Below are 23,089 nucleotides of genomic sequence, written 5' to 3'. Positions count from 1 at the left end.
AAGGCGGGTCCGTAGGGTGGGCATTCTGCCCACCATTGCACGGGGGGCGGTTGCCCATTTCGGTGGTGGGCAGAATGCCCACCCTACGGGACCATTGTTGATTGCTCTCAGAGTCGCGCCGGGAAATCCTGACCTTCGGATTGACCACGCCGGGCGCGGGCCTCAGCCCCCTTTCAGCCGCATCATCAGCACCACCTCGCTGTCGGGGTGGACCGGTTCGGTCAGGCTGGCGGCGATCACCCGGCCGTCCACCACCACCGAGACGCCGGCGTCCAGCGTCGGACCCAGCGCCGGGTGATCCCGGCGCAGGGCGGTCAGGATCTCGCCCACGGTGCCGCCTTCGACCGTCACGCTGTCCCGGCCCCCGACCAGAGGCCGCAGGCCGGACCAGAGCGCGACGTCAACCATCCGCCGCGCTGTCCAGGGCCTCCAGAATGCGCGAGGGGCGCATCGGCAGTTGCCGCATCCGCACACCGGCGGCGGCCGAGACCGCGTTGGCGATGGCCGCCAGCGGCGGGCAGATCGAGGTTTCCCCGACCCCGCGCACGCCAAAGGGATGGCCCGGGTTGGGCACTTCGACGATCACCGTGTCGATCATCGGCAGGTCCGAGGCGACGGGAATCCGGTAATCGAGGAAGCCGGCGTTCTGCAGCCGCCCGTCCTCGCCATAAATGTATTCCTCGTTCAGCGCCCAGCCGATGCCCTGCGCCGCGCCGCCCTGGAACTGACCCTCGACATAGGTGGGGTGCACCGCCTTGCCGGCGTCCTGCACCACGGTATAGCGCACCACCTTGGTGGAGCCGGTCTCGCGGTCGACCTCGGCATCAACGATATGGGTGGCAAAGCTGACGCCGGCGCCCTCGGGCGTGGCCTCGAAGTGGCCGTTGATCGGCCCGCCTGTGGCGCCCATGGTCGCGGTGATCTCGGCGATCGGCAGCGGCTCGAAATCCCCGGCGTTGGGGCCCGACGGCTTGGCACATCCGTCCTCCCAATAGACCGCGTCCTCCGGGATGCCCCATTTCGCCGCCGCCCGCGCGCACAGTTCTTCGACGGCGGCCTCGGCCGCCTTGATGGTGGCGAGGCCCGAGGCATAGGTCACCCGGCTGCCATGGCTGATCTCGTTGTAGCCGAGCGAGGCGGTGTCGGCGATGGTGCAGCGGATGTTCTCGTAAGGGATGCCCAGAACCTCGGCCGCCATCAGCGCCATCGAGGCGCGGGAGCCGCCGATATCCGGCGTGCCGACCATGATCTGCGCCGAGCCGTCCTCGGACATCGCCAGCGAGACCGAGGTTTCGCCGCCGTGGTTGAACCAGAATCCGCAGGAGATCCCACGCCCCTGGCCCGGTGCCAACGGGGCCGTGTAATGCGGATGCGCCTTGGCCGCCTCCAGCGTTTCCACCAGCCCGATGCGGGGCCATTTCGGGCCGAAGCTGGCGCGGGTGCCCTCGTGCGAGGCGTTCTTCAGGCGGGTGTCGATCGGGTCGAGGTCGAGTTTCTTGCAAAGCTCGTCGATCACCGATTCCACTGCAAAGGCTGCCATCGGCGATCCCGGCGCGCGATAGGCCGCCTGTTTCGGCCGGTTGGTCAGCACGTCATAGCCGACCTGGCGCACATGCTTGAGGTCATAGGGCGCAAAGGCGCACATGGCGGTGAACTCCATCGGCGCGCCGGGAAAGGCACCGCCCTGCAGGCGGAACACGCCCTCGGCGGCGGTGATGGTGCCGTCGGTCTTCATCCCGATCCTGACGTCCATCGAGGTCGAGGAGGTCGGGCCGGAGGCCTTGAACACCTCGGCGCGGGTCATCACCAGTTTCACCGGGCGGTTGGCCTTGCGCGACAGCGCCAGCGCGACGGGTTCGATGAACACCGTGGTCTTGCCGCCAAAGCCGCCACCGATCTCGGACGCGGTGACGCGCAACTGGCTGGTCTCCAGCCCGAGCAGCGCGGCGCAGACCTTTTGCACGTTCCAATGCCCTTGCGTGCAGCACCAGAGCTCGCCCTTGCCGTCGGCGCCCAGCGTGCCAAGGCAGGCGTGCGGTTCGATATAGCCCTGGTGGGTGGCCTCGGTGACAAAATGATCCTCGATCACCAGATCCGCCTCGGCAAAGCCCGCCTCGACGTCGCCGTGACCGCTTTTGTGGTAGCGCACCACGTTGGGATGCAGCCCCTCGGGCACCGAGGCGTCCGCCGCACCGGTGCGGATCACAGGGGCGCCCGGTTCCATCGCCTTGTCGACATCGGTGACATGCGGCAGGATCTCGTATTCGACCTCGATCGCCTTCATCGCGTCGCGCGCGGAGAGCGCCGATGTGGCGGCAACGGCGGCCACCGCGTGACCGTCATAAAGGGCGGTGTCGCCGGCCATGACGTTTTCCAGGATGTTCCAGTTCTCACCGGTCAGCCCTGTGGCGAAATCGGCGCGGGTGACCACGGCCTTGACCCCCTCCATCGCCAGCGCCTTGGTGGTGTCGATCCGCAGGATGCGCGCATGAGCATGCGGGCTGCGCTTGATCGCGGCGAACAGCATGCCCGGCGCGGTGGCGTCGGCGCCGAACTTGGCGCGGCCGGTTACCTTGTCGAACCCGTCGGGCCGGTCGGGGCGGGTGCCGACATATTTGAAACCGGTGGTTTTCGAACTGTCCAGCGCCATCACGAGGCCTCCCGCATTTCGGCGGCCGTGTCCATCACGGCGCGAATGATCTTGTCATACCCGGTGCAGCGGCACAGGTTGCCCGCCAGCCAGTAGCGGACCTGTTCTTCGGTCGGGTCCGGGGTCTTTTCCAGCAGGTTCTTGGCCGCGACCAGGATGCCGGGGGTGCAGATGCCGCATTGCAGGGCGGCATATTCGATGAACTTCTTCTGCAGCGGATGCAGGGCCCCGCCCTCGGCGATGCCCTCGACGGTGGCGATCTCCTTGCCCTCGGCCTCGGCGCCCAGCATCAGGCAGGAACAGACCAGCCGTCCGTCGACGGTGACCGAACAGGCGCCGCAATCGCCGGTGCCGCAGCCCTCCTTGGCGCCGGTCAGGCCGAGCCGGTCGCGCAGCACGTCCAGCAGGGTTTCGCGCGGGTCGCAGAGAAACTCGACCGTGTCGCCGTTCACTTTGGTGGTAACGTGCAGCTTGCTCATTTCGCGGCTCCCTTCGCGCGGTCATAGGCGATCTTGGCGGCGCGGCGGGCCAGCACGCCGGCGACATGGGTGCGGAACCTGATCGTGCCGCGCTTGTCGTCGATCGGGTTGCAACTGGCCTCGGCCAGGTCGGCCAGCGCGGTCAGCGCCTCCTCGTCCAGCGTCCGGCCCACCAGCGCGTCCTCGGCGGCATGGACCAGCACGGCGGTGGGCGCGACCGCGCCCAGCGTCACGCGGGCATGGGTGATGGTGTCGCCCTCGACCACCAGGTTCACGCCGCAGCCGACCACGGCGATGTCCATCTCGGTGCGGGGAATGAACCGCAGGTAGGCATCGCCGCCCCCGGTGCCGCGCGGCGGCACATGCAGGGCGGTGATCATCTCGCCCCGCGCAAGGCTGGTCTTGCCCGGCCCGGCGGGGATTTCCTCGACCGGGGCGGTGCGGCTGCCGTCCGGCCCGGTAATGGTGGCGGTGACCCCGGCGGCGATCATCGCCGGGACCGAGTCGGCGGCCGGCGAGGCGTTGCAGAGGTTGCCGGTCAGCGTCGCGCGCCCTTGCACCTGGGTCGAGCCGATCAGGTCCATCGCCTCGACCAGCCCCGGCCAGTCCCGGTCCAATTCGGCATGCTCGCGCATCTCGGCGCCGGTGACGGCGACGCCGATGCGCCAGCCGCCATCCTCCTGCCGGGTAATGTCGTGGGTGCCGGGGATCGCCTTGATGTCGATCAGCGTGTCCGGGGTGACGATGTCCGAGCGCATCTGCACCAGAACATCGGTGCCCCCCGCGAGAAAGCGTGTCACCCCCTGGGCCCCGGCGGCAAGCGTCACGGCGTCCTCGAACGTGGCGGGTCGGTGGTACTGCATCTGCATTCCTCGCGATAGGCTGGGCCGGGCAGGGCGCGGCGGTGCCAGCCCCTGCGAGTCGCGACTTTATCGAACATGCGGGGTGACGCAAGCGCAGTGACAGCGGCGCGTGGGGCGGTTTTGCGCCCGCCGGACGCGGGCGCGCGCAGGCCGGTCAGCCGATCTTAGTTCCCTCTGCCGGGCGCATCACTGCGAACAACTCGGCAACCTTGATCCCGAACTTGCGCAACTGCGACCGGTTGAGGATCACGCCGCCCTCAGAGAGGTAGAGCCAATCGGTGACCGACAGAATGTGACCGCCCGCCTCAGCGGGCAGGCGCAGCCGGTATGTCATACGGATCGTCGCGCCCGAGATCACGCCCCGCGCCTCTCCGATCACGTCCTCGGCGGTGGCGGTGAAACGTCCGTCATTGCCGATCCGCAGATCCCAGGCCCGGTCCTGACGCGATCCGGTGGAATAGACGAAGGCCTCGGTCAGCCTCCCGCTCTCGCCATCCCAGCGCCCCTCCATCCGCGCGGAAAACCGCGAGGTGACGCGCCCGGTGGGCCCGTAGATCATGCCGTCGCAGGTCAGCGGACCGTTCAGGTGGCGGCGCAACTCGAAGGCGGGGCCGGCGGCGGCGTAGTCAGCCGGTTTCTGCGCCGGAAAGGACAGCAGCCGTCGCGCGATCAGCGCCAGCAGGAGCACGGCCAGAAGGATCGTGAGTACGGCGGTCATCAGCGTGTCTCCTTATGTCATGTGCCGGCCCGGTTGAAGCGGTCAACGCCTCGGGCACGGGGGCGGGGCGGCGGCGCCAGCGCGCGCCCTTGAGTTTCAGCTTCAGCGCCTGCCAGTGGATCAGCACGATGGTGCGAACCGCCCCCGCCGGGCGTCGCAGAAGGCCAGAGAGCAGGCCAGGGCTGGTCGCCGGTTTGCGCGGCCCGGACAGGGTGGCGATCACCCCTTCCGTGCCGTTCGTGTGGGTAATCCGGATGGCGATCCGGTCAGACCGGATGTCAAAGCGAAAGCTGTACTGGCCCTCGCGGTCCTGGAACGGCGAGACATGCAGCCGCTTGGGCGCCTCGATCCGGGCCCCGGGGGTGATCGGCGCGAACCCCGGCAGGTGGCACAGGTAACTGTGGCGGTCGCCGAAGGGGGTGTTCACCTCGCAGATCACGGCGGCAAGGTCCGATCCACGATAGGCCAGCCAGAAGCTCACCGGGTTGAACTGGTAGCCCAGAAAGCGCGGCTGGGTCAGCAGCAGGATGCGCGCGTCGCGCAGCCCCTGGTCGGCCAGCACCTCACGCGCCCAGACCGCCCCGCGCCCGGCCTTGAGCGACCCGCCGTGGTCGCAGTCATGCACCGAGGCGAGGTTGAAGCGGTTGCGCGCGAAGAGCCACGGCCCGCACCGTGCCTCGGGGTCGATCAGCACGTAATCGACACCATAGCGAAAGGCGTTGCGGATCGCGCCGCGCCGCGCATGGGTGGTGACCCCCGCGATATGTTCCGGCCAGCGGGTCATGCCGCCTGCGTCTCGGTCTCGGGCGTGCCCTCCAGCGCGCGGGCGATCTTCACCGCGCTCAGGATGCCGTCCTCGTGAAAGCCGTGGCGGGTATAGGCGCCGGCGAACCAGGTGTTGTTGTCGCCCTGGATCGTGGTCAATTCCCGCTGAGCGCGCAGGGCGGCGTGGTCGAACACCGGGTGGCGAAAGGTGGTCTGGTCATAGATCAACCGCGAGTCCACCGGGCGGGCCGGGTTCAGGGTGACGAAAAGCGGATCATCCTCGGGGATGTTCTGCAGCCGGTTCATCCAGTAGGTGACGCCGATCCGGTCCCGCACGGTTGCGCTGTCGGCCTGGTAAACCCAGCTGGACCAGACCGCTCGGCGGCGCGGCATCTGTTCGGTGTCGCGGTGCAGCACCATGTGGTTGTCCTGGTAGGTGAGGTTGGACAGCGCCGAGGTCTCGGCTCCGGTCGGGCGCTCCAGCAGGCGCAGCGCATCGTCGGAATGGCAGGCGAAGATGACGTGATCGAACCGCTCTTGCGGGGCGTGCGCGGTGCGGATCGTGCTCTGCGTGCCGTCGCGCGTGACGGCCTGCACCGGGGTGCCGCTGCGGATCGCCACGCCGCGCGCGCGCAGGTGCGCCTCGAGCCGGCGGACATATTCGATCGACCCGCCCGAGACGGTCTTCCACTGGTGCTGGTTGCGCGTCGAGAGCAGGGCGTGGTTGCGAAAGAACTGCACCAGAGACCGCGCCGGAAAACTGCGGATCTGTTCCGTCGGCGTCGACCAGATCGCGCCGCAGAGCGGGGTCAGGTAATACTCCTGGAACCAGCGCCCCAGCCGTAGCTCTTGCATCAGATCGCCCACGGTGGCGCTGTCATCCATCGCCGCGCGCTCGGAATGGGCGTTGAACCGCAGGATGTCGCGGATCATCCGGGCAAAGCCGGGCCGGGTAATGTTGCGGCGCTGGGCAAAGAGGGCGGACAGCGTTTTCAGCCCGTATTCGATCCGGCCGCCGTCGATGGTGGCGCCAAAGCTCATGTCGCTGTTCTCGACCGGCACGCCCAACGCATCGAACATGGCGGTCAGATGCGGGTAATTGGCATCGTTGAACACGATGAACCCGGTATCGACCGGCTGATCGCCGTTGCGGCCCGCCAGGATGGTGCGGGCATGGCCGCCCAACCGAGGCGCTGCCTCGTACAGGGTGACCGCGTGGCGCGGGGCCAACAGATAGGCGGCGGCCAGCCCGGAGATCCCGCCGCCGATGATGGCGATCCGCTGCGCCGCGATCCGATCGTCGTGAAATGTCATCCTGCCCTCGCCCTGGTTTACATGAAAGGAGTACGCGGCCCTTGAAGAACCGGATCATTTTTTGATCCGGCTGTTTCAAAGCCGCGTATCCGGGGTATGCTGATGCAAAGTGAAACCCTCGACAGGCCGTCCACCCCGCCCGCACCCCCTGCGCCGGGCCGGGCGGGGAAAGATCGCACCGCGGTGAAAGCCGAGCCGAAGATGTCCGAGCAGACCCTGTGGATGATCGCCGTCCGGGACAATCGGGACAAGGCGGCCTTTGCCGCGCTGTTCGATTTCTTCGCGCCCCGGCTCAAGCATTTCGTGATGCGCGGCGGCATCGGCTCGGGCCAGGCCGAGGAGGTGGTGCAGGAGGTCATGCTGACAGTCTGGCGCAAGGCCGCAATGTTCGACCCCGAGCGCGCCCAGGTCTCAAGCTGGATCTACCAGATCGCGCGCAACCGCCAGATCGACAAGATGCGGCGCGAGAACCGGCCGCTGCCCGAGGCGCTGGCGCATGAGCCCGAAAGCGAACCGGACGCAGGCCAGGTCGTCGCGCTGGAACAGGAAACGTCACAGCTCAAACGGGCGCTGGCACGGCTCAAGCCCGAGCAGCGCGAGATGATCGAAAAGGCCTATCTGGGCGAACTGACCCATCAGCAGATCAAACATCAGACCGGCCTGCCGCTGGGCACGATCAAATCACGGATCCGCCTTGGCCTGGACCGGCTGCGACACGAATTGAAGAGTATCCGAGAGCCATGAACACGATTACCCACCATATCCCCGAGCCCATTCTCGCGGCCTATGCCGCCGGGGCACTGGAGCATCCCTTTGCGCTGGTCGTGGCGACGCATCTGTCGCTTTGCGATGACTGCCGGGCGAGCTTCGGGGCGCATGAGGTCCTGGGCGGGGCCCTGCTGGAAGACACCGCGCCCGAGGCGCTGTCACCCGATCTCAAATCCGGGCTGATGGAACTGCTGGACACCCCTTTCGAGCCTGAACCCGTCTTCCGCCGCTCCGGCGCCTATCCCGGCCCGGTGATGGCGGCGCTGAAGGGCCGTCCACCGCGCTGGAAACGGCTGGGCGGCGGCGTGCGTCAGACCATCCTGAGCGCCGGAGAGGCCGGCAGCGCGCGGCTGCTCTACATCCCCGCAGGTCAGGCGGTGCCAGACCACGGCCACAACGGCCTTGAGCTGACACTGGTGCTGCAGGGCAGTTTCAGCGACGAGGCCGGCCAGTTCCGCGTCGGCGACGTCGAGATTGCCGACGATACGCTGGAACATACCCCGGTGGCCGGGGCGGGGGCCGATTGCATCTGTCTCGCCGCCACCGACGCGCCGCTGCGGTTCAGCAGCCTGATCCCGCGCCTGCTGCAACCGATCTTCCGGATCTGACCCGGCGGCGCGGTCAGCCCCCCAGCGCGGCCGCGATCAGCGCCGGCACCCCTGGGTGCTGGCCCAGCGGCGGCAGCAGCGCGCCGGCGAACCGGGCCGCCTCCAGCGCCTCCGGCACGTCTTCGCGGTAATGCCCGCCCTCGGCGGCAAAGAACGGCAGGCAGAGCGTGCGCGCGGGCAGATCCCGCGCCGCCTCGGCCAAAGTCGGGGCCTCCTCGACAAAGCCGAACAGGGGGGCCGATCCCGGCCAGAGTGCGGTCAGTGCTGCACCGAAATCCCGTGCCGCCGCCGCCGCGCGCGGCCCCCGCGCCGATCCATGCGCCGCGATCAGGAGCGAGGCCTCCTCCGGCCTCCAGCCGCGCGCCGCGCATTCCGCCACCAGATGTCGCGCCGCCAGCGCCGACAGGTTTGGGTCGCGCCCCAGCGGCGCCAGCACCCGCGCCGGATGCCCGCCCAGCCGCGCCGGCAGGGTCTTGCGCACGAAGATGCCGTCGGCCATGAAGAACGGGTAGATCGCCCCGCCGGGCGCCAGCCGCTCCAGCGCCACCTCCAGCGTGCCGGGCGCGGCCAGCGTGGCCGAGCCGACCGCACGGCCGGGCATGTGGGTTTGAACCCGCCCGGCCAGCGCGGCCAGCGCCGCCTCGGGCGGCTCCGGGTCCGAGGGTTGGCCATGGGAGACGATCAGGGCGCTCAGCGCGGGGGCATCTGTCATGGTCGGGGTATTCTCTCGCTCGCCGGGACCCACATTATAGCCCGCAAACGCACGGGAACCAGCGCCGCCATGGACGCCGGTTCCTTTTTCTGGCGCGAAATACTCCGGGGGAGGCGCCGCAGGCGACGGGGGCAGCGCCCCCAGTGCAATCCGCTCAGATCACTCGACGCATTCCAGCAGCATGGTGCCCGCCCCGGTGTTCGAGATCGGGATGTGATAGTTGGAATGCCGCCGTACCACCTTGTCGCCCAATGCGCCGCGCATCATCATCCACATCAGGAACTCGGTGCCCTGGGCGCCGGCCTTCTCGACCAGTTCCATCCGGCTGATTTTCGTCAGCGCCTCGGGATCGTCGACGATCTTTTCCATGCAGTACTGGTCGAATTCCTTGTTGATGAACCCCGCCCGTTCGCCGTCAAGCTGATGGCTCAGCCCGCCGGTGCCCAGCACCACCACCTTGAGATCCTCGGGGTAGCTTTCGATCGCCCGGCGCAGCGCCTTGCCGAAATCCAGCGCCCGTTTCAGCGTCGGGATCGGGTGTTGCACGGTGTTGGCGCTGATCGGGATGCTGCGCGGCATGTCCGAATTGCCCGGCGCGCCGGGCCAGAACAGCTGCATCGGCACCACGAACCCGTGATCCACCGCCAGCTCCTGGCAAGAGGTGATGTCGAACTCCTGCTCGACCATGCTCTCGATGATGTGCCAGCTCACCTCCGGCGCGCCGGGAAAGGGCGGCAGCTGCGGAATGCCCCAGCCCTCGTCCTCGTTGCGATACTCATGCGCCGCCCCGATGGCAAAGGTCGGCATCTTGTCGAGGAAGAAGCCAAGCCCGTGATCGTTGTAGATGTTGATCGCGAGGTCGGGCTTGTGTTCATCCAACCAGTCGCGGATCGGCGGATAGCCGTCGAAGAACGGCTTCCAATAGGGATCGTCGAACAGCCCGTTGTGGATCGCGTTGCCGACGGCGGGGATATGCGAGGTGGTCAGCCCACCCAGAATCTTGGCCATGGTCAGTCTCCCGCTTTCCGGAGTTTTTCCTTGAAGTCTTCCTTGGTCATGCCGGTCTGCTGGGCGCCGATGTCCTGCACGTCCAGCCGGTAGATGCCGGCAAACTTGGCAAGGTAGTAGATGTTGCCGCCAGCGGCGATCAGGGCCAGCACGTTCTTGTCGCGGCAGGCCTGCTTTTGCTCGTCGTTCAGGCCGAACTTCTCCATATAGGCCTCTGGATCGGCAAGGTATTCCTCCCGCGCTTCGGCCCCGTTGAAGGAATAGCACATCTTGTTCAGCGCATAGCCCTTCATCGCCATCCTGCCGTCGAACACCGTGGTGCCCGGGATCGGGCTGTGATGGTCGAACTCGGTAATATCCATCGTCTTTCCTCCGCTCAGGCCCGGTCCGGCCAGTAAAGCCGCATCGGGTTGTCGATCAGCAGCGCCTGTTGCAGCGCCTCGGTGGGGGCGATCCGGGGGATCACGTCCACCAGTTGCCCGTCGTCGGGCACATGCGATTTCATGTTCGGATGCGGCCAGTCGGTGCCCCAGAGCACGCGGTCGGAAAACCGCTCGACCAGGTGGCGGGCAAAGGGCACCACGTCGTCATAGGGCGGACCCGCGACGGTCAGCCGCTCCGGGCAGCTCACCTTGGTCCAGATGTTGTCGTTGCGCGCCAGAAGATCGACAAAGCGCTGGAAATCAGGATGATCCACGCCGTTGCTCACGTCCGGGCGGCCCATGTGATCGACCACGATCACGGTCGGCAGGCTTTCGAGGAAGAGGATCAACTCCTCAAGGTCGGGGGCCTCGAAATAGACCACGATATGCCAGCCCAGCCTGGCGATGCGTTCGGCAATGCCGGTGAACACCTCTTTCGGGGTGGCATCGACCAGCCGCTTGACGAAGTTGAAGCGCACCGCGCGCACCCCGGCGACATCCATCTCGCGCAGCTCCTCGTCGCTCACATCGGGCGAGACCACGGCGACACCGCGCGCCAGATCGCCGGCGGTCTCCAGCGCATCGACCAGCGCGGCGTTGTCGGTGCCGTGGCACGAGGCCTGCACGATCACGTTGCGCGAAAATCCCAGGTGGTCGCGCAGGGCGAACAGCTTTTCCTTGGGCGCGTCGCAGGGGGTGTATTTGCGTTTCGGCGAATAGGGAAACCTGTCGGCCGGGCCGAAGACGTGGCAATGGGCATCGACCGCCCCCGCCGGCGGCGTGAAATCGGGCACCTTGGGGCTGGGGTGGAAGGGCAGGTAATCGGGATCCATCTGGCGCTCTCCTTGGTCTTTCGGGGCCGCATCCGGGCTTGCCGGGACAATAGGCTGGCCGGGCCCGGATGCGCCAGTTGGAAGCTTGGAAACGGGGATTGGTTTATGTTATAGATGTTGTGGATTTCGAGGGCATTCCGTGGATTTTCTGTTTCCGAACGTGCGCCACCTTCTGGCGGTGCAGGAGGTGGCGGCGCAGCACCGCATCAATCTGGCCGCCGCGGCGGTCCACCTGTCGCAGCCGGCGGTGACCCAGGCCGTGGCCAAGCTGGAGGCGGCGCTGTCGGCGCGCCTGTTCGACCGCCGGCCCGAGGGGATGTTCCCGACCGAGGTGGGCGAGATCTTTCTGCGCCGGGTCGATCGCGCGCTCGATCTGCTGAAAGAGGGCGAGCGGCAGGCGCGCAAGAAGGCGCCGCGCCCCGGCCCCGCCGGGCGGCGGGATTTCCACCGGTTGACCACCTCGGTGCAGTTGCGCGCGCTCACCGCCGTGGCCCAGACCGGAAACTTCAGCCATGCCGCGCAACAGCTTGGCGTCTCGCAACCTGCCGTGCACCGCGCCGCCCGCGATCTCGAACGGCTTTCCGGTCTGGTGTTCTACGAACCGGTCCGGCGCGGCGTGATGCTGACGCCCGCAGCCGAGGCATTCGCCCACGACGTGCGGCTGGCCCGGGCCGAGATCCGGCAGGGGCATTACGAGGTGGGCGAATACCTCGGCCGCGACTCCACCCGGATCGCGGTCGGCGCGATGCCGCTGTCGCGCACCGCGATCCTGCCGGCCGCAATCGACGAGCTGCTCAGCGAGAGCGAGGGGCAGCTGCAACTGCACTGCGTGGACGGCCCCTATGGCACCCTGCTGCGCGACCTGCGCTTTGGCGAGCTTGACCTGCTGATCGGCGCCCTGCGCGATCCGGCACCGGCCGACGACGTGGTGCAGGAGCCGCTGTTTTCGGATACGCTCTCGGTGGTCGCCGCGCGCGCCCATCCGCTGGCGAGCAAGCCGAACCTCACGCTCGAGGATACCCTGGCCTATCCCTGGATCGCGCCGCCCCAGCCGACGCCCACCGGCAGCTATCTCTATGAAAGCCTGCGCATCCCGCAATTGCCCGACACGCCGGTGCGGGTGGTGGCCAATTCGCTGGTGCTGGTCCGGGGGCTGATGATGCGGGGCGACTACATCACCATCATGTCGCACAAGCAGATCGTGGTCGAGCAGCAATACGGCATCATGGCGCCGCTGCCCATCGACCTGGGCGACAGCGCCCGCCCCATCGGCCTGACATACAGGGCCAACTGGCGTCCGACGCCGACCCAGGCGCGGTTTCTCGATCTGATCCGCAAACAGGTGGCATAGGGGCCGCTATAACAGAAACGAATGAAATCTGGCGGCAAAGAATTTCTGCCCCGGGCGCGCGGCTGATAGGTCAGGGCGGAAGCTGCCGCCGGACCGGGTGCGATTCCGGGTCCGGCGCGCTAGAGTGAAGGGCGGGGCGGACAGGCCGTCCGCGTGCCGGAGGGAGTGGCAGATGACCGACCGACCAGAAAAACCCTATGAGGATATTCCGGGGACCTTCGTGTTCGACGCCGACCGCTCGCGCGAGGGGTATCACCTGAACCAGTTCTGCATCTCGCTGCGCCTGCAGAAAAACCGCGATGCCTTCAACGCCGATGAAGAGATCTATCTCGACAAATACCCGATGAGCGCCGAGCAACGCGCGGCGGTGCTGGCCCGCGACTGGAACCGGCTGCTCGAACTGGGCGGCAACATCTACTACACCTCCAAGCTCGCCGCCAACGACGGGATCAACTTCCAGAACCTCGCCGGGCTGATGACCGGCATGGGGGTCGAGGCCTATCGCGACATGATGCTGCACGGCGGCCGCCCGATCGAGGGCAACCGCACCAAATCGGAATGGGAGAAAGACTAATGGCACGGATCACCGCAGGTGTGGGCTGTTCCCATGTGCCGGCCATCGGCGTCGCGATGGACACCGGCATCACCGACCAGCCCTATTGGAAACCGGTGTTCGACGGCTTCAAGAAATCCCGAGAGTGGATGAAAGAGCAGAACCCGGACGTGATTTTCCTGGTCTACAACGATCACTGCACCGCCTTCGACGCCTCCTGCATCCCCACCTTCGCGCTGGGCTGCGCGGCCGAGTTCCAGCCCGCCGACGAGGGTTGGGGCCCGCGCCCGGTGCCGGTGGTCAGGAACCACCAGAAACTGGCCAGCCATATCGCCCAGTCGCTGGTGCTGGACGAGTTCGACATGACCATCATGAACGAGATGGAGGTCGATCATGGGCTGACCGTGCCGCTCTCGGTGATGTACGGCGAGGTGCCGCAGGACGGTGAATGGCCGGCGCTGGTGATCCCGCTGGCGGTCAACGTGGTGCAATACCCCGCGCCCACCGGCAACCGCTGCTATAACCTCGGCAAGGCGATCCGCCGGGCGATCGACGCCTATGACGAGGATCTCAACGTGATGATCTTCGGCACCGGCGGCATGAGCCACCAGTTGCAGTACAAGCGTGCCGGGCTGATCAACCCGGAATGGGACAACCGCTTTCTCGACATGATGGCGAACGACCCAGTCGCGGCCAGCCAGATCCAGCATATCGAATACCTGCGCGAGACCGGCTCGGAGGGCATCGAGATGGTGATGTGGCTGGTCATGCGCGGCGCGCTCGACGAACAGGTGACCGAGGTGCACCGCCACTATCACGTGCCTGCCTCCAACACGGCGGTCGGGCATATCATTCTGGAAAACCACGCGTAAACCGAGGCTATCGGAGGAATTGAGATGAGAATTTGCGTCGCCGGCGCCTATGGCGCCTTTGGCATCAAGCATCTGGATGCGCTGGCCAACATCGACGAGGTCGAGGTGACCTCGGTGATGGGGCCGACCAGGGCCAAGATCGAGGCCTTCGCCGCCGAACGCGGCATCGGCCATGCCGCCGACAACCTGGCCGACTGCCTTGCGCGCGAGGATGTCGATGCGGTGATCCTGTCCACCCCGACGCAGATGCACGCCGCCCAGGCGATCCAGTGCATGGAGGCGGGCAAGCATGTTCTGGTCGAGATTCCGATGGCCGACAGCCTCGCCGACAGCCAGGCGGTGGTGGCCAAGCAGCGCGAAACCGGGCTGACCGCCATGGCCGGTCAGGTCCGCCGCTTCAACCCCTCGCACCAGTGGATCCACAACAGGGTCATGGCCGGAGAGCTGAAGATCCAGCAGATGGACGTTCAGACCTATTTCTTCCGCCGCACCAACACCAACGCCAAGGGCGAGCCGCGCAGCTGGACCGACCATCTGCTGTGGCACCACGCCTGTCACACCGTCGACCTGTTCCAGTATCAGACCGGCGAGACCGCGTCCGAGGCCTTTGGCCTGCAGGGGCCGCTGCACCCCGATCTGAACATCGCCATGGACATGAGCATCGGCATGAAGACCCCCTCGGGCGCGATCTGCACCCTGTCGCTGTCGTTCAACAACGACGGGCCGTTCGGCACCTTCTTCCGCTATATCTGCGACAACGGCACCTATCTGGCGCGCTATGACGATCTGTTTGACGGCAACGAAAACCAGATCGACCTGAGCGGCGTGACGGTCTCGAACAACGGGATCGAGTTGATCGACCGCGAATTTGTCGCCGCGATCCGCGAGGGGCGCGAACCCAACGCCTCGGTTGCCCAGACCCTGCCCGCGATGGAGACGCTGGACCGGATCGAACGCGGCCTCTAGAATTCTTGGCTGGTGCCCCGCGCGGCGGCATGGAAAGGTGAGCGGCGGAGACCAACCGGTCCCCGCCCTTTTCATGTCCATAGATCCGGAGAGACCCGATGAACGGTGCCGAAAGCCTGGTGCGCAGCCTTCTGGCCAGCGAGGTCGAGATCTGTTTCACCAATCCCGGCACCTCCGAGATGCATTTCGTCGCTGCGCTCGACCACGTTCCGGGCATGCGCTCGGTTCTGGCGCTGTTCGAAGGGGTGGCGACCGGCGCCGCCGACGGCTACTGGCGGATGGCGCGCAAGCCCGCCTCGACCCTGTTGCACCTCGGCCCCGGCCTCGCCAACGGGCTGGCCAACCTGCACAACGCGAAAAAGGCCGGATCCGGCGTGGTCAATATCGTCGGCGAACATGCCTCGAGCCATATCGCGCTGGACGCGCCGCTGACCTCGGATATCGAGGGGATCGCGCGCCCCATGTCGCATTGGGTGCGCTCCTCGTCCTCCGCCGCCGACGTGGGCTTCGACGCCGCCCGAGCGGTGCGCGCGGCCTGCACCGCGCCGGGCCAGGTGGCCAGCCTGATCCTGCCGGGCGATACCGCCTGGACGATGGGCGGCGTGGTGGCCGACCGGCTGGCGCCCGCCGCGCCGAAACGGCCCGGCGACGCGCGGATCGAGCAGGCGGCGCAGATACTGACCGGGCCCGACAGCCTGCTGCTGCTGGGTGGCGGCGCGATGGCGGCCGGGGCGCTGGAGATGGCCGGTCGGATCGCCGCGAAAACCGGTTGCGGGCTGATGGCCGAATGGGCCAGCGCCCGCACCGCACGCGGCGCGGGCCGGGTGCCGGTGGCAAAGATCCCCTATCCCATCGACCTGGCGATGGAGGCGCTGGCGCCCTACCGCCGCATCGTCCTGCTGGGCGCCCGCGCGCCGATCGGCTTTTTCGCCTATCCGGGCAAACCGGCGCGGCTGACCCACCCCGAGGCCGAGATCCTCGAGCTGGCCGGGGCGGGCGATGACCTGCCCGCCACGCTCGACGCGCTGGTCCAGGCCGCCGGGGCAGGGGGCGCCGCCGCGCGGCTGGCACGACCGAAACTGCCCGACCTTCCCCCCCTCGGTCCGCTCACCCCGGACAGCATCGCGCCGGTGATCGCCCGCGCGATCCCGGAAAACGCCATCGTGGTGGACGAATCGGTGACCACCGGGCGCGGCTTTGGCCCGGCCACGGCGGGCGCGCCGCCGCATGACTGGCTGAACAACTGCGGCGGCTCCATCGGTTACGGCCTGCCGGTCTCGATCGGCGCCGCCATCGCCCGGCCCGGCCGCAAGGTGCTGGCGCTGATCGGCGACGGCAGCGCGATGTATACGCTGCAGGCGCTCTGGACGCTGGCGCGCGAGGGGCTGGATGTTACCGTGGTGATCTTCGCCAACCGGTCCTACCAGATCCTGCGCGGCGAGCTGACCAATGTCGGGGTGCAGAACCCCGGCCCGCGTGCCATCGACATGCTGTCGCTGGACCGGCCGACGCTGGGCTGGGTCGACATGGCTCGCGGCATGGGGGTTGAGGCCACCCGGGTGGAGGATACCGCCGCCTTCGCGCTTGCGCTGGAGGATGGGCTCGCCACCTCCGGTCCGGTGCTGATCGAAGCGGTGATGTAGACCGCATATGCGGAAAACAGCCCGCCGTAGGCCGGGCTTCAGCCCGGCGCCCCATTCTCGTCCGGGCTCAAGGCGCGAAGCGCCGCCGGTCGCCGCACTCTGTCACATTGCACGGCAAAACCAACAAACGCACCCGTTGACAATTCTGACTTAATCACTCAGTTATAACGCGCACAGCCACCCTGTCCCCGACATGGAAGCCCGCATTCCATCTCAAAGGGGCCTTCGATGCCGTGTGAAACCGATCTTCCGTCAATGCCGTCGATTCCGGCCGCGCCGCCGGCGCTGTGCTGCGCCGAGTGGTGCGCGCTGATGGAAACCTGCGGCGAGGGGGGCTGTTTCCAGCTTGATTGGCTGGACGACCTGCACAGCTGCGCACATCCGCGCCACGACGCGCCGGATCGGGCCCCGGAAAACCGAACCAGAGGACATGTGACATGAAAACCAAACTGCTGTGCGCGACGCTGCTTGCCGGATTCACCAGTACCGCCGCCCATGCCGTCGAAAAACCCGAGGTGATCGATACCTACGCCGACATCGCCGAGGCCGCCTATGGCGACAGCGCGCTCACCGCGCGCCGCCTGCTGGCCGCCGTCGATGCGCTGATCGCCGCCCCGTCTGCGGAAAACCTGGCCGCCGCCCGCGCCGCGTGGCGCGCCGCCCGCGTGCCCTATCAGCAGACCGAGGTGTTCCGCTTTGGCAACCCCATCGTCGATGAGTGGGAGGGCAAGGTGAACGCCTGGCCGCTGGACGAGGGGCTGATCGACTATGTCGATGCCGCCTATGGTGGCGCCTCCGACGAGAACCCCTTGGCGGCGCTGTACGTAGTTGCGCAGCCCCGGCTTTCCATCGGCGGCACCGAAGTGGATGCCACCCGGATCACCCCGGCGCTGATCGAAACCACCCTGCACGAGGCCGACGGGATCGAGGCCAACGTCGCCTCCGGCTATCACGCCATCGACTTCCTGCTTTGGGGGCAGGATCTGAACGGCACCGGACCCGGCGCCGGCATGCGCCCCTGGACCGATTACGCCAGGGGCGGGGCCTGCACCAACGGCAACTGCGACCGCCGCGGCCAATACCTCAAGGCGGCGACCGACCTGCTGGTCAGCGACCTCGACTGGATGGCGGCGCAATGGGCCGAGGGCGGCGCCGCCCGCGGCACGCTGGAACAGGACGAGAGCGCCGGGATCTCTGCCATGCTCACCGGCATGGGCAGCCTGTCCTACGGTGAACAGGCGGGTGAACGGATGCGGCTGGGCCTGATGCTGAACGACCCGGAGGAAGAGCACGACTGTTTCTCGGACAACACCCACAACAGCCATTTCTACGACGGCAAAGGCATCCAGAACGTCTATCTGGGCCAATATGTGCGGGCCGACGGCTCGCTGGTCTCCGGCCCCTCGCTCTCCGATCTGGTGGCCGAGGCGAACCCGGCACTGGACGCCGAGATGCGCGCCAAGCTGACCGCGACGATGGACGCACTGGGCCGCATCAAGATCGCCGCCGAGGCGGGGCTCGCCTATGACCAGATGCTGGCGCGCGGCAACGCGGCGGGCGAGGCCCTGGTGATGGGCGGCGTCGATGCGCTGATCGACCAGACCAGGACCATCGAGCGGATTGTCGCCACGCTCGACATCGACCAGGCGGAATTTGAAGGCTCCGACAGCCTGGATAACCCCACCGCCGTGTTCCAGTAACCCCACCCAATCCGGCCCAGCCCGCGCCCGCGCCAGCCCGGCCTTGCTCTCCAAGAAAGACCAAGACATGAGTAAGACCCTGACTGCGGCGCTGGCCCTCGGCGCGCCGATACTCCTGTGCGCGCCCTCCGTGATGGCGCAGCAGGCCAGCCGCTTCACCTGGGAGGGCGAGGTCGAGATCGGCTACGAATCCACCTTCGACTCGACCCTGCCCGCCAACGAGGGCGACAGCGCCTATGCCAGCGGCGAATTCAACGGCGGTTTTGCCCTGACCAACAGCCTGTCGATCTTCGGCGGGCTGACCTTCGAAGAGCTTGAGGACGCCGGTGGCAACACCGGATACGGCTTTTATTTCCACGAGTTTGGCCTGCAGTTCGAAACCGGCGCGGCCACCTTCCGGATCGGCAAAGTCTCGCCGGCCTTCGGCACCGCATGGGACGCGGCCGCCGGGTTCTATGGCGCGGCGCTGGCCGAGGATTACGAACTGGCCGAACAGATCGGCGCCCTGGCCGAGGTTGATCTCGGCGCCGCAGGCACGCTGGCGCTGGGTGTGTTCTATGCCGACGACACCGGGCTGAGCGATTCTGTCGGCTTCAACCGGGGCCGCAATTCCACCACCCTCGGCGGCGCCGGCAACACCGGAGAGTTGAACAATGCCGCGCTGCAATGGTCCAACGAATGGAACGACACCTTTGGCTATGTCGGCCTGCGCTATCTCTCGGCCGGGCTGGGCGACGTCAGCGACGAGACCGGCATCGTCGCCGGTCTGGGTCATTCGCTGGGCAACGGGCTCGACCTCTTTGGCGAGGTGGCGACCTTTGACGGCTACGGCGGCACTGCGGATGACGCCACCTATGCCACGCTGAACGCGGCCTATGCCATCGGCCAGCTGACCCTGTCGGGCACCTACGCCATGCGCGACCTGTCCAGCGCCGGGCGCACCGACCTGATCTCGGTCGGGGCCGAATACGAACTGGCCAACGGCATGACCCTGGACGGCGCGCTGGCCCGGGTCGATGATGCCGGCACCGAGGACACCATGTTCGGTGTGAACCTGGTGATCCCGCTGGGCGGCTAGGACAACCACGGCGGGCCGGGGACATTGGCCTTTGATCCCGGTCCGTCCCCGGTGCACCCTGCACCGCAGGACATCTTGGGGCAGAGGGCGCCCCTCGCTGAAAGAGGCAGCTATGCTGAAAATCATGTGGCGTTACAAGGGTCCGCCCGCCACGCGCCGTCTCTGGGGGCTGGCGGGTCTGTCGCTGATCGGGCTGGCGGCCTCTTCCTCCGGTCTGACCGGCAACACCGAAGATCCGCATCTCGCACCCGCGCCCCCCAGCGCGGCGCAGGCGCTGCGCGCCGCCCGTGCGGTCCGCCCGGCGCGGGATTTCTCCACCCCCGAACCCTTCGAGGCCAGGCTCGCCGGCGTCGGCACCGTGCAGCGCGCCGACAAACAGGCCTTTGCCCAGCCCGACACCACGCTCGATTTCGAGGAGGAGCTTGATTTCCGCACCGGCAAGGCGCTGTTCGAAAAGCTCTGGGTGTCGTCGCCCTCCTCGACGCTGGCCTCCGACGGTCTCGGGCCGCTCTACAACGCGCGGGCCTGCCAAAGCTGCCACATCCGCGACGGGCGCGGCCACCCGCCCACACCGGGCGAGGCGCCCGTCGGGTTGGTCCTGCACCTGTCGCAACCGGGCGCGGCGGCGGGGCCGATGGCCGAGATTCCGGGATACCATTTCGCCGCCCCCGACCCGGTCTATGGGCGGCAGTTGCAGACCCGCGCCTTGCCCGGCCTCATGCCCGAATACCGCCTCACGATCGACCATGACGCGATCGAGATCCCGCTCTCGGGTGGCGGGAGCGCAACGCTCCACGCCCCGCGCTATCGGCTGAACGACCTTGCCCACGGCCCGCTCGACCCCGCAACCCGGATCAGCGCCCGCACCGCGCCGCAGATGATCGGCCTGGGCCTGTTGGAGGCGATCCCGGCGCAAGAGATCCTCGCCGGCACCGATCCCGACGACCGCGACGGTAACGGCATCTCGGGGCGCGCCAATATCACCTGGTCGATGACGCACCAGCGCCCGATGCTGGGCCGGTTCGGACGCAAGGCCGCCCAGCCCACCCTGCGCGACCAAAGCGCGCGCGCCTTTGCCGACGACATCGGCCTTTCCACCCCTCTTGTCCCGGCGGGCTGGGGCGATTGTACCACCGCGCAAACCGCCTGCCGCGCCGCCCCGCACGGCGACGGCGACGCGCGGGTGTTCGAGGTGGACGACACCGGCCTCGATCTCGTCACCCGCTACACCCGCAACCTCTCGGTGCCCGCCCGCCGCGATCCGGGCGACCCGCAGGTGCTGCGTGGCAAGCGCCTGTTCTATGATACCGGCTGCACCGCCTGCCATCGGCCCAAATTCGTCACCCATGTGCTGCCCGAGCAATCGGCGCAAAGCTTCCAGCTGATCTGGCCCTATTCCGACATGCTGCTGCACGACATGGGGCCGGGGCTGGCCGATGACCGCCCAGAGGGGCGTGCGACAGGGCGAGAGTGGCGCACCGCCCCGCTGTGGGGGATCGGCCTGACCGAAACGGTCAGCGGCCGGGCGAGCTTTCTGCACGACGGGCGCGCCCGCAGCCTGATCGAGGCGATCCTCTGGCACGGCGGCGAGGCGCAGCCGCACAGCGACCGGGTGATTGCCATGCCCCCCGCCGACCGCGCCGCCCTGATCCGCTTTCTGGAGAGCCTGTAGATCATGCGATTCTTCGTTTCCCTCCTCCTCACCGGGTTCCTGACGCTGAGCGCGGGCGCGGCACAGGCGGGTGCCAAATCCGATGACATCCTCGACCATCACGTGCTGCCGGGAATGGGGGCCCTGGCCGAAACCACCGCCGCGCTCGATGCCGCCACCCGCGCCGATTGCACGGCGGACAGCGCGGCGCTGCGCAGCGCCTACGGAACCGCCTTCGACGCCTGGATCGCCGTCAGCCACCTGCGCTTTGGCCCCGCCGAAACGCAGGCGCGCGGATTTTCCCTCGCCTTCTGGCCCGATACACGTGGCCTGACGCCCAAGATCCTGCGCAGCCTGATCGCCGGCGAAGATCCCGTGGTCGAAACCGCCGGGGAGTTTGCCACCGTCTCGATTGCCGGGCGTGGGTTCTATGCGCTGGAACTGCTGCTCTACGATCCCGGGATCGCCAGCTTGGGCGACGCGGCCTATCGCTGCGCACTCACCCGCGCCGTCGCCGGCGATATCGCCGCGACCGCCGCCGACCTCTCCCGCGACTGGCAGAGCAATTACGCCGCGCTGATGCGCGCGCCCGGCGTGGGCGGCCCCTACCAGAATGACGCGGAGGTCCTGCAGGAGTTTTTCAAGGCGCTGACCACCGGGCTTGAGATCAACGCCGACCTGCGGCTGGGCCGCCCCATGGGCCAGGTCGGCAAGCCGCGCCCGCTGCGGGCCGAGGCGCGCCGCTCTGGCCGGTCGCTGCACCACGTGGTGGTCTCTCTCACCGCGCTGCGCGACCTGGCCGCGCGTCTTGCCGCCGGAGAGGCGGATCTCGCCGCGCGGCTGGATCACGGCTTTGATACCGCGCTGGCCCGGGCAGCCAAACTCGACGATCCGGTCTTTGCCGGGGTCGCCACGCCGCAGGGGTGGCTGCGCATTGAGGTGTTGCAACAGGCGATCGCGGCAATCCGCACCGAGGCCAGCCAGAGCCTCGGCCCGGCGCTGGGCGTTGCCGCCGGGTTCAATTCACTGGACGGAGACTGATCATGACATCGCGGCGCGGATTTCTGGTGGGGATGCTGGCCACCGGGCTGGCCCCGGCGGCGACATGGGCCGAGGCGGGCGCGCCCGATTACCTCTCGGCGGGGCAGGGGGCGGATGGCACCCATGCGCTCTACGGGCTGACCGGGGATGGCGCGATCCGCTTTCGCCAGCCGATCCCCGGGCGCGGCCATGCCGCCGCCGCCCACCCGCACCGGGCGCATGCGGTGGGCTTTGCCCGCCGCCCGGGCACCTTCGCCTTTGTCCTCGACTGCGTCACCGGCCGCACCGTGGCCGAGTTCTCCGCTCCGCAGGGGCGGCATTTCTACGGCCACGGGGTGTTTTCCCGCGACGGATCGCTGCTCTACACGCCCGAGAACGATTACGACGCCGCGCGCGGCGTGATCGGGGTCTGGGACGTGGCAGCGGGTTACCGGCGGCTGGGCGAATTCGCCTCGCACGGGGTCGGGCCGCATGACATCCGCCTGATGCCCGATGGCGCGACGCTGGTGATCGCCAACGGAGGGATCGAAACCCACCCCGACAGCGGACGGGCCAAGCTGAACATCCCGGTGATGCAGCCCAACCTGGTTTACCTTGGCCTTGAGGGCGCGTTGCGCGAACTGGTCGAACTCCCCCCCGCGTTGCACATGAATTCGATCCGCCACCTCGACCTGCGCGGTGACGGGCTGGTGGGCTTTGCGATGCAATGGCAGGGCGGGCAGGGTGCTCTGCCCCCGGTTCTGGGCACCCACCACCGGGGTGCCGCGCCGCGCCTGCTGGGCGCAGGCTCCGCGGACCAGATGAACGGTTATGGCGGCAGCGTCGCCTTTTCCGGCGATGGTAGCCTGCTCGCGGTCTCCTCGCCGCGCGGGGGGCGGGTACAGACCTTTGACGTGGAAACCGGCGCGCTGGCGCAGAGCCTCGCGATGGAGGATGTCTGCGGTCTCGGTGCCGCGCCGGGGGGCTTCCTGCTGTCGTCCGGGACCGGGCGGCTGGCGCGGCTGGACCCTGCGGGCGAAACCCCGGTCACCCGCGCCCCGGTGCGCTGGGACAACCACCTGGTGCGGTTCTCCGGCGCCTGAAACCGGGCGTCG

General features: G+C 67.9%; 23 protein-coding genes and 1 pseudogene. 13 read left to right on the top strand and 11 right to left on the bottom strand.

From position 1 onward, the window contains the following. Positions 1 to 162 precede the first annotated feature (162 nt). The 7 genes and pseudogenes from P1U75_RS06605 to P1U75_RS06575 form a co-directional block, all read right to left on the bottom strand. Positions 163 to 408, bottom strand: coding sequence for a MoaD/ThiS family protein (locus tag P1U75_RS06605; RefSeq protein WP_300241214.1), 246 nt, complete (start codon positions 406 to 408; stop codon positions 163 to 165). Next, on the bottom strand, positions 401 to 2,650 hold the full coding sequence (locus P1U75_RS06600; RefSeq protein WP_300241213.1) for a xanthine dehydrogenase family protein molybdopterin-binding subunit: 2,250 nt from the start codon (positions 2,648 to 2,650) through the stop codon (positions 401 to 403). Before P1U75_RS06600 ends, P1U75_RS06605 begins: the two co-directional genes overlap by 8 nt. Further along, a complete protein-coding gene (locus P1U75_RS06595; protein WP_300241210.1) occupies positions 2,650 to 3,129 on the bottom strand; it encodes a (2Fe-2S)-binding protein in 480 nt (159 codons plus the stop codon). The genes P1U75_RS06600 and P1U75_RS06595 overlap by 1 nt, the downstream gene beginning before the upstream one ends. After that, positions 3,126 to 3,992 (bottom strand): xanthine dehydrogenase family protein subunit M, encoded by an 867-nt coding sequence (locus P1U75_RS06590; protein ID WP_300241208.1) that lies wholly within the window; start codon positions 3,990 to 3,992, stop codon positions 3,126 to 3,128. Before P1U75_RS06590 ends, P1U75_RS06595 begins: the two co-directional genes overlap by 4 nt. A gap of 154 nt (positions 3,993 to 4,146) precedes the next feature. Then, positions 4,147 to 4,710: a DUF3833 domain-containing protein gene (locus P1U75_RS06585; protein ID WP_300241206.1), complete on the bottom strand. Its 564-nt coding sequence runs from the start codon at positions 4,708 to 4,710 to the stop codon at positions 4,147 to 4,149. A 40-nt stretch (positions 4,711 to 4,750) separates the two neighbouring features. Then, positions 4,751 to 5,494: pseudogene (locus tag P1U75_RS06580) on the bottom strand (DUF1365 domain-containing protein); the annotation flags it as partial. Next, positions 5,491 to 6,789, bottom strand: a complete 1,299-nt coding sequence (locus P1U75_RS06575) for an FAD-dependent oxidoreductase (protein ID WP_300241203.1) — start codon at positions 6,787 to 6,789, stop codon at positions 5,491 to 5,493. The gene P1U75_RS06575 and the pseudogene P1U75_RS06580, both read right to left, overlap by 4 nt. Before the next feature lie 201 nt (positions 6,790 to 6,990). Between P1U75_RS06575 and P1U75_RS06570 the strand changes: the two genes are divergently transcribed. Continuing rightward, positions 6,991 to 7,533 carry a sigma-70 family RNA polymerase sigma factor gene (locus P1U75_RS06570; RefSeq protein ID WP_300241201.1) on the top strand — a complete coding sequence of 181 codons (543 nt, stop codon included), beginning with the start codon at positions 6,991 to 6,993 and terminating at the stop codon, positions 7,531 to 7,533. Continuing rightward, complete coding sequence (locus P1U75_RS06565) at positions 7,530 to 8,165, top strand: ChrR family anti-sigma-E factor (RefSeq protein ID WP_300241199.1); 636 nt, start codon at positions 7,530 to 7,532, stop codon at positions 8,163 to 8,165. Before P1U75_RS06570 ends, P1U75_RS06565 begins: the two co-directional genes overlap by 4 nt. A 13-nt stretch (positions 8,166 to 8,178) precedes the next feature. Here the strand turns inward: P1U75_RS06565 and P1U75_RS06560 are convergent, their stop codons facing one another. The 4 genes from P1U75_RS06560 to P1U75_RS06545 all read right to left on the bottom strand — a co-directional run bounded on the left by P1U75_RS06560 (position 8,179) and on the right by P1U75_RS06545 (position 11,140). After that, entirely contained in the window at positions 8,179 to 8,877 is a 699-nt protein-coding gene (locus tag P1U75_RS06560) for a CbiX/SirB N-terminal domain-containing protein (protein WP_300241197.1), read from the bottom strand. A gap of 159 nt (positions 8,878 to 9,036) precedes the next feature. Continuing rightward, a complete protein-coding gene (locus P1U75_RS06555; RefSeq protein WP_300241194.1) occupies positions 9,037 to 9,885 on the bottom strand; it encodes a class III extradiol dioxygenase family protein in 849 nt (282 codons plus the stop codon). Between the two features lie 2 nt (positions 9,886 to 9,887). Then, positions 9,888 to 10,247 (bottom strand): protocatechuate 4,5-dioxygenase subunit alpha, encoded by a 360-nt coding sequence (locus tag P1U75_RS06550; protein WP_300241191.1) that lies wholly within the window; start codon positions 10,245 to 10,247, stop codon positions 9,888 to 9,890. Between the two features lie 14 nt (positions 10,248 to 10,261). Further along, positions 10,262 to 11,140: an amidohydrolase gene (locus tag P1U75_RS06545; protein WP_300241189.1), complete on the bottom strand. Its 879-nt coding sequence runs from the start codon at positions 11,138 to 11,140 to the stop codon at positions 10,262 to 10,264. 139 nt (positions 11,141 to 11,279) lie between these two features. Here P1U75_RS06545 and P1U75_RS06540 point away from each other — a divergent pair, with 139 nt between their 5' ends. The 11 genes from P1U75_RS06540 to P1U75_RS06490 all read left to right on the top strand — a co-directional run bounded on the left by P1U75_RS06540 (position 11,280) and on the right by P1U75_RS06490 (position 23,077). After that, positions 11,280 to 12,491 (top strand): LysR family transcriptional regulator, encoded by a 1,212-nt coding sequence (locus P1U75_RS06540; RefSeq protein ID WP_300241187.1) that lies wholly within the window; start codon positions 11,280 to 11,282, stop codon positions 12,489 to 12,491. Between the two features lie 172 nt (positions 12,492 to 12,663). Further along, the gene (gene ligA / locus P1U75_RS06535) at positions 12,664 to 13,065 is read left to right on the top strand and encodes a protocatechuate 4,5-dioxygenase subunit alpha (protein WP_300241184.1); all 402 of its coding nucleotides are present in this window, start codon (positions 12,664 to 12,666) and stop codon (positions 13,063 to 13,065) included. After that, positions 13,065 to 13,916: a class III extradiol dioxygenase subunit beta gene (locus P1U75_RS06530; protein ID WP_300241182.1), complete on the top strand. Its 852-nt coding sequence runs from the start codon at positions 13,065 to 13,067 to the stop codon at positions 13,914 to 13,916. Before ligA ends, P1U75_RS06530 begins: the two co-directional genes overlap by 1 nt. A gap of 24 nt (positions 13,917 to 13,940) precedes the next feature. After that, the gene (locus P1U75_RS06525; RefSeq protein WP_300241179.1) at positions 13,941 to 14,882 is read left to right on the top strand and encodes a Gfo/Idh/MocA family oxidoreductase; all 942 of its coding nucleotides are present in this window, start codon (positions 13,941 to 13,943) and stop codon (positions 14,880 to 14,882) included. 98 nt (positions 14,883 to 14,980) lie between these two features. Then, entirely contained in the window at positions 14,981 to 16,525 is a 1,545-nt protein-coding gene (locus tag P1U75_RS06520) for an acetolactate synthase large subunit (RefSeq protein WP_300241176.1), read from the top strand. Between the two features lie 255 nt (positions 16,526 to 16,780). Then, a complete protein-coding gene (locus tag P1U75_RS06515; protein WP_300241173.1) occupies positions 16,781 to 16,966 on the top strand; it encodes a hypothetical protein in 186 nt (61 codons plus the stop codon). After that, positions 16,963 to 18,225: an imelysin family protein gene (locus tag P1U75_RS06510; RefSeq protein ID WP_300241171.1), complete on the top strand. Its 1,263-nt coding sequence runs from the start codon at positions 16,963 to 16,965 to the stop codon at positions 18,223 to 18,225. Before P1U75_RS06515 ends, P1U75_RS06510 begins: the two co-directional genes overlap by 4 nt. A 67-nt stretch (positions 18,226 to 18,292) precedes the next feature. Continuing rightward, positions 18,293 to 19,303 carry a porin gene (locus tag P1U75_RS06505; protein WP_300241168.1) on the top strand — a complete coding sequence of 337 codons (1,011 nt, stop codon included), beginning with the start codon at positions 18,293 to 18,295 and terminating at the stop codon, positions 19,301 to 19,303. A gap of 112 nt (positions 19,304 to 19,415) precedes the next feature. Then, on the top strand, positions 19,416 to 20,975 hold the full coding sequence (locus tag P1U75_RS06500) for a di-heme oxidoredictase family protein (protein WP_300241166.1): 1,560 nt from the start codon (positions 19,416 to 19,418) through the stop codon (positions 20,973 to 20,975). Positions 20,976 to 20,978: 3 nt separating this feature from the next. Continuing rightward, positions 20,979 to 21,995: an imelysin family protein gene (locus P1U75_RS06495; RefSeq protein ID WP_300241164.1), complete on the top strand. Its 1,017-nt coding sequence runs from the start codon at positions 20,979 to 20,981 to the stop codon at positions 21,993 to 21,995. A gap of 2 nt (positions 21,996 to 21,997) precedes the next feature. Further along, positions 21,998 to 23,077, top strand: coding sequence for a DUF1513 domain-containing protein (locus P1U75_RS06490; protein ID WP_300241162.1), 1,080 nt, complete (start codon positions 21,998 to 22,000; stop codon positions 23,075 to 23,077). The last annotated feature ends 12 nt before the right edge of the window (positions 23,078 to 23,089 follow it).

It is taken from the genome of Antarcticimicrobium sp. (assembly GCF_029212575.1).
GTDB lineage: Bacteria > Pseudomonadota > Alphaproteobacteria > Rhodobacterales > Rhodobacteraceae > Antarcticimicrobium.
Note: the sequence above shows the minus strand (reverse complement) of the source record. Positions and strands in the feature narration are given on the sequence as shown.

Bases quoted from the DNA above. Each gene is read 5' to 3' on its own strand.
- P1U75_RS06605 (WP_300241214.1), bottom strand. From the start codon at position 408: ATGGTTGACGTCGCGCTCTGGTCCGGCCTGCGGCCTCTGGTCGGGGGC.
- P1U75_RS06600 (WP_300241213.1), bottom strand. From the start codon at position 2,650: ATGGCGCTGGACAGTTCGAAAACCACCGGTTTCAAATATGTCGGCACC.
- P1U75_RS06595 (WP_300241210.1), bottom strand. From the start codon at position 3,129: ATGAGCAAGCTGCACGTTACCACCAAAGTGAACGGCGACACGGTCGAG.
- P1U75_RS06590 (WP_300241208.1), bottom strand. From the start codon at position 3,992: ATGCAGTACCACCGACCCGCCACGTTCGAGGACGCCGTGACGCTTGCC.
- P1U75_RS06585 (WP_300241206.1), bottom strand. From the start codon at position 4,710: ATGACCGCCGTACTCACGATCCTTCTGGCCGTGCTCCTGCTGGCGCTG.
- P1U75_RS06575 (WP_300241203.1), bottom strand. From the start codon at position 6,789: ATGACATTTCACGACGATCGGATCGCGGCGCAGCGGATCGCCATCATC.
- P1U75_RS06570 (WP_300241201.1), top strand. From the start codon at position 6,991: ATGTCCGAGCAGACCCTGTGGATGATCGCCGTCCGGGACAATCGGGAC.
- P1U75_RS06565 (WP_300241199.1), top strand. From the start codon at position 7,530: ATGAACACGATTACCCACCATATCCCCGAGCCCATTCTCGCGGCCTAT.
- P1U75_RS06560 (WP_300241197.1), bottom strand. From the start codon at position 8,877: ATGACAGATGCCCCCGCGCTGAGCGCCCTGATCGTCTCCCATGGCCAA.
- P1U75_RS06555 (WP_300241194.1), bottom strand. From the start codon at position 9,885: ATGGCCAAGATTCTGGGTGGGCTGACCACCTCGCATATCCCCGCCGTC.
- P1U75_RS06550 (WP_300241191.1), bottom strand. From the start codon at position 10,247: ATGGATATTACCGAGTTCGACCATCACAGCCCGATCCCGGGCACCACG.
- P1U75_RS06545 (WP_300241189.1), bottom strand. From the start codon at position 11,140: ATGGATCCCGATTACCTGCCCTTCCACCCCAGCCCCAAGGTGCCCGAT.
- ligA (WP_300241184.1), top strand. From the start codon at position 12,664: ATGACCGACCGACCAGAAAAACCCTATGAGGATATTCCGGGGACCTTC.
- P1U75_RS06530 (WP_300241182.1), top strand. From the start codon at position 13,065: ATGGCACGGATCACCGCAGGTGTGGGCTGTTCCCATGTGCCGGCCATC.
- P1U75_RS06525 (WP_300241179.1), top strand. From the start codon at position 13,941: ATGAGAATTTGCGTCGCCGGCGCCTATGGCGCCTTTGGCATCAAGCAT.
- P1U75_RS06520 (WP_300241176.1), top strand. From the start codon at position 14,981: ATGAACGGTGCCGAAAGCCTGGTGCGCAGCCTTCTGGCCAGCGAGGTC.
- P1U75_RS06515 (WP_300241173.1), top strand. From the start codon at position 16,781: ATGCCGTCGATTCCGGCCGCGCCGCCGGCGCTGTGCTGCGCCGAGTGG.
- P1U75_RS06510 (WP_300241171.1), top strand. From the start codon at position 16,963: ATGAAAACCAAACTGCTGTGCGCGACGCTGCTTGCCGGATTCACCAGT.
- P1U75_RS06505 (WP_300241168.1), top strand. From the start codon at position 18,293: ATGAGTAAGACCCTGACTGCGGCGCTGGCCCTCGGCGCGCCGATACTC.
- P1U75_RS06500 (WP_300241166.1), top strand. From the start codon at position 19,416: ATGCTGAAAATCATGTGGCGTTACAAGGGTCCGCCCGCCACGCGCCGT.
- P1U75_RS06495 (WP_300241164.1), top strand. From the start codon at position 20,979: ATGCGATTCTTCGTTTCCCTCCTCCTCACCGGGTTCCTGACGCTGAGC.
- P1U75_RS06490 (WP_300241162.1), top strand. From the start codon at position 21,998: ATGACATCGCGGCGCGGATTTCTGGTGGGGATGCTGGCCACCGGGCTG.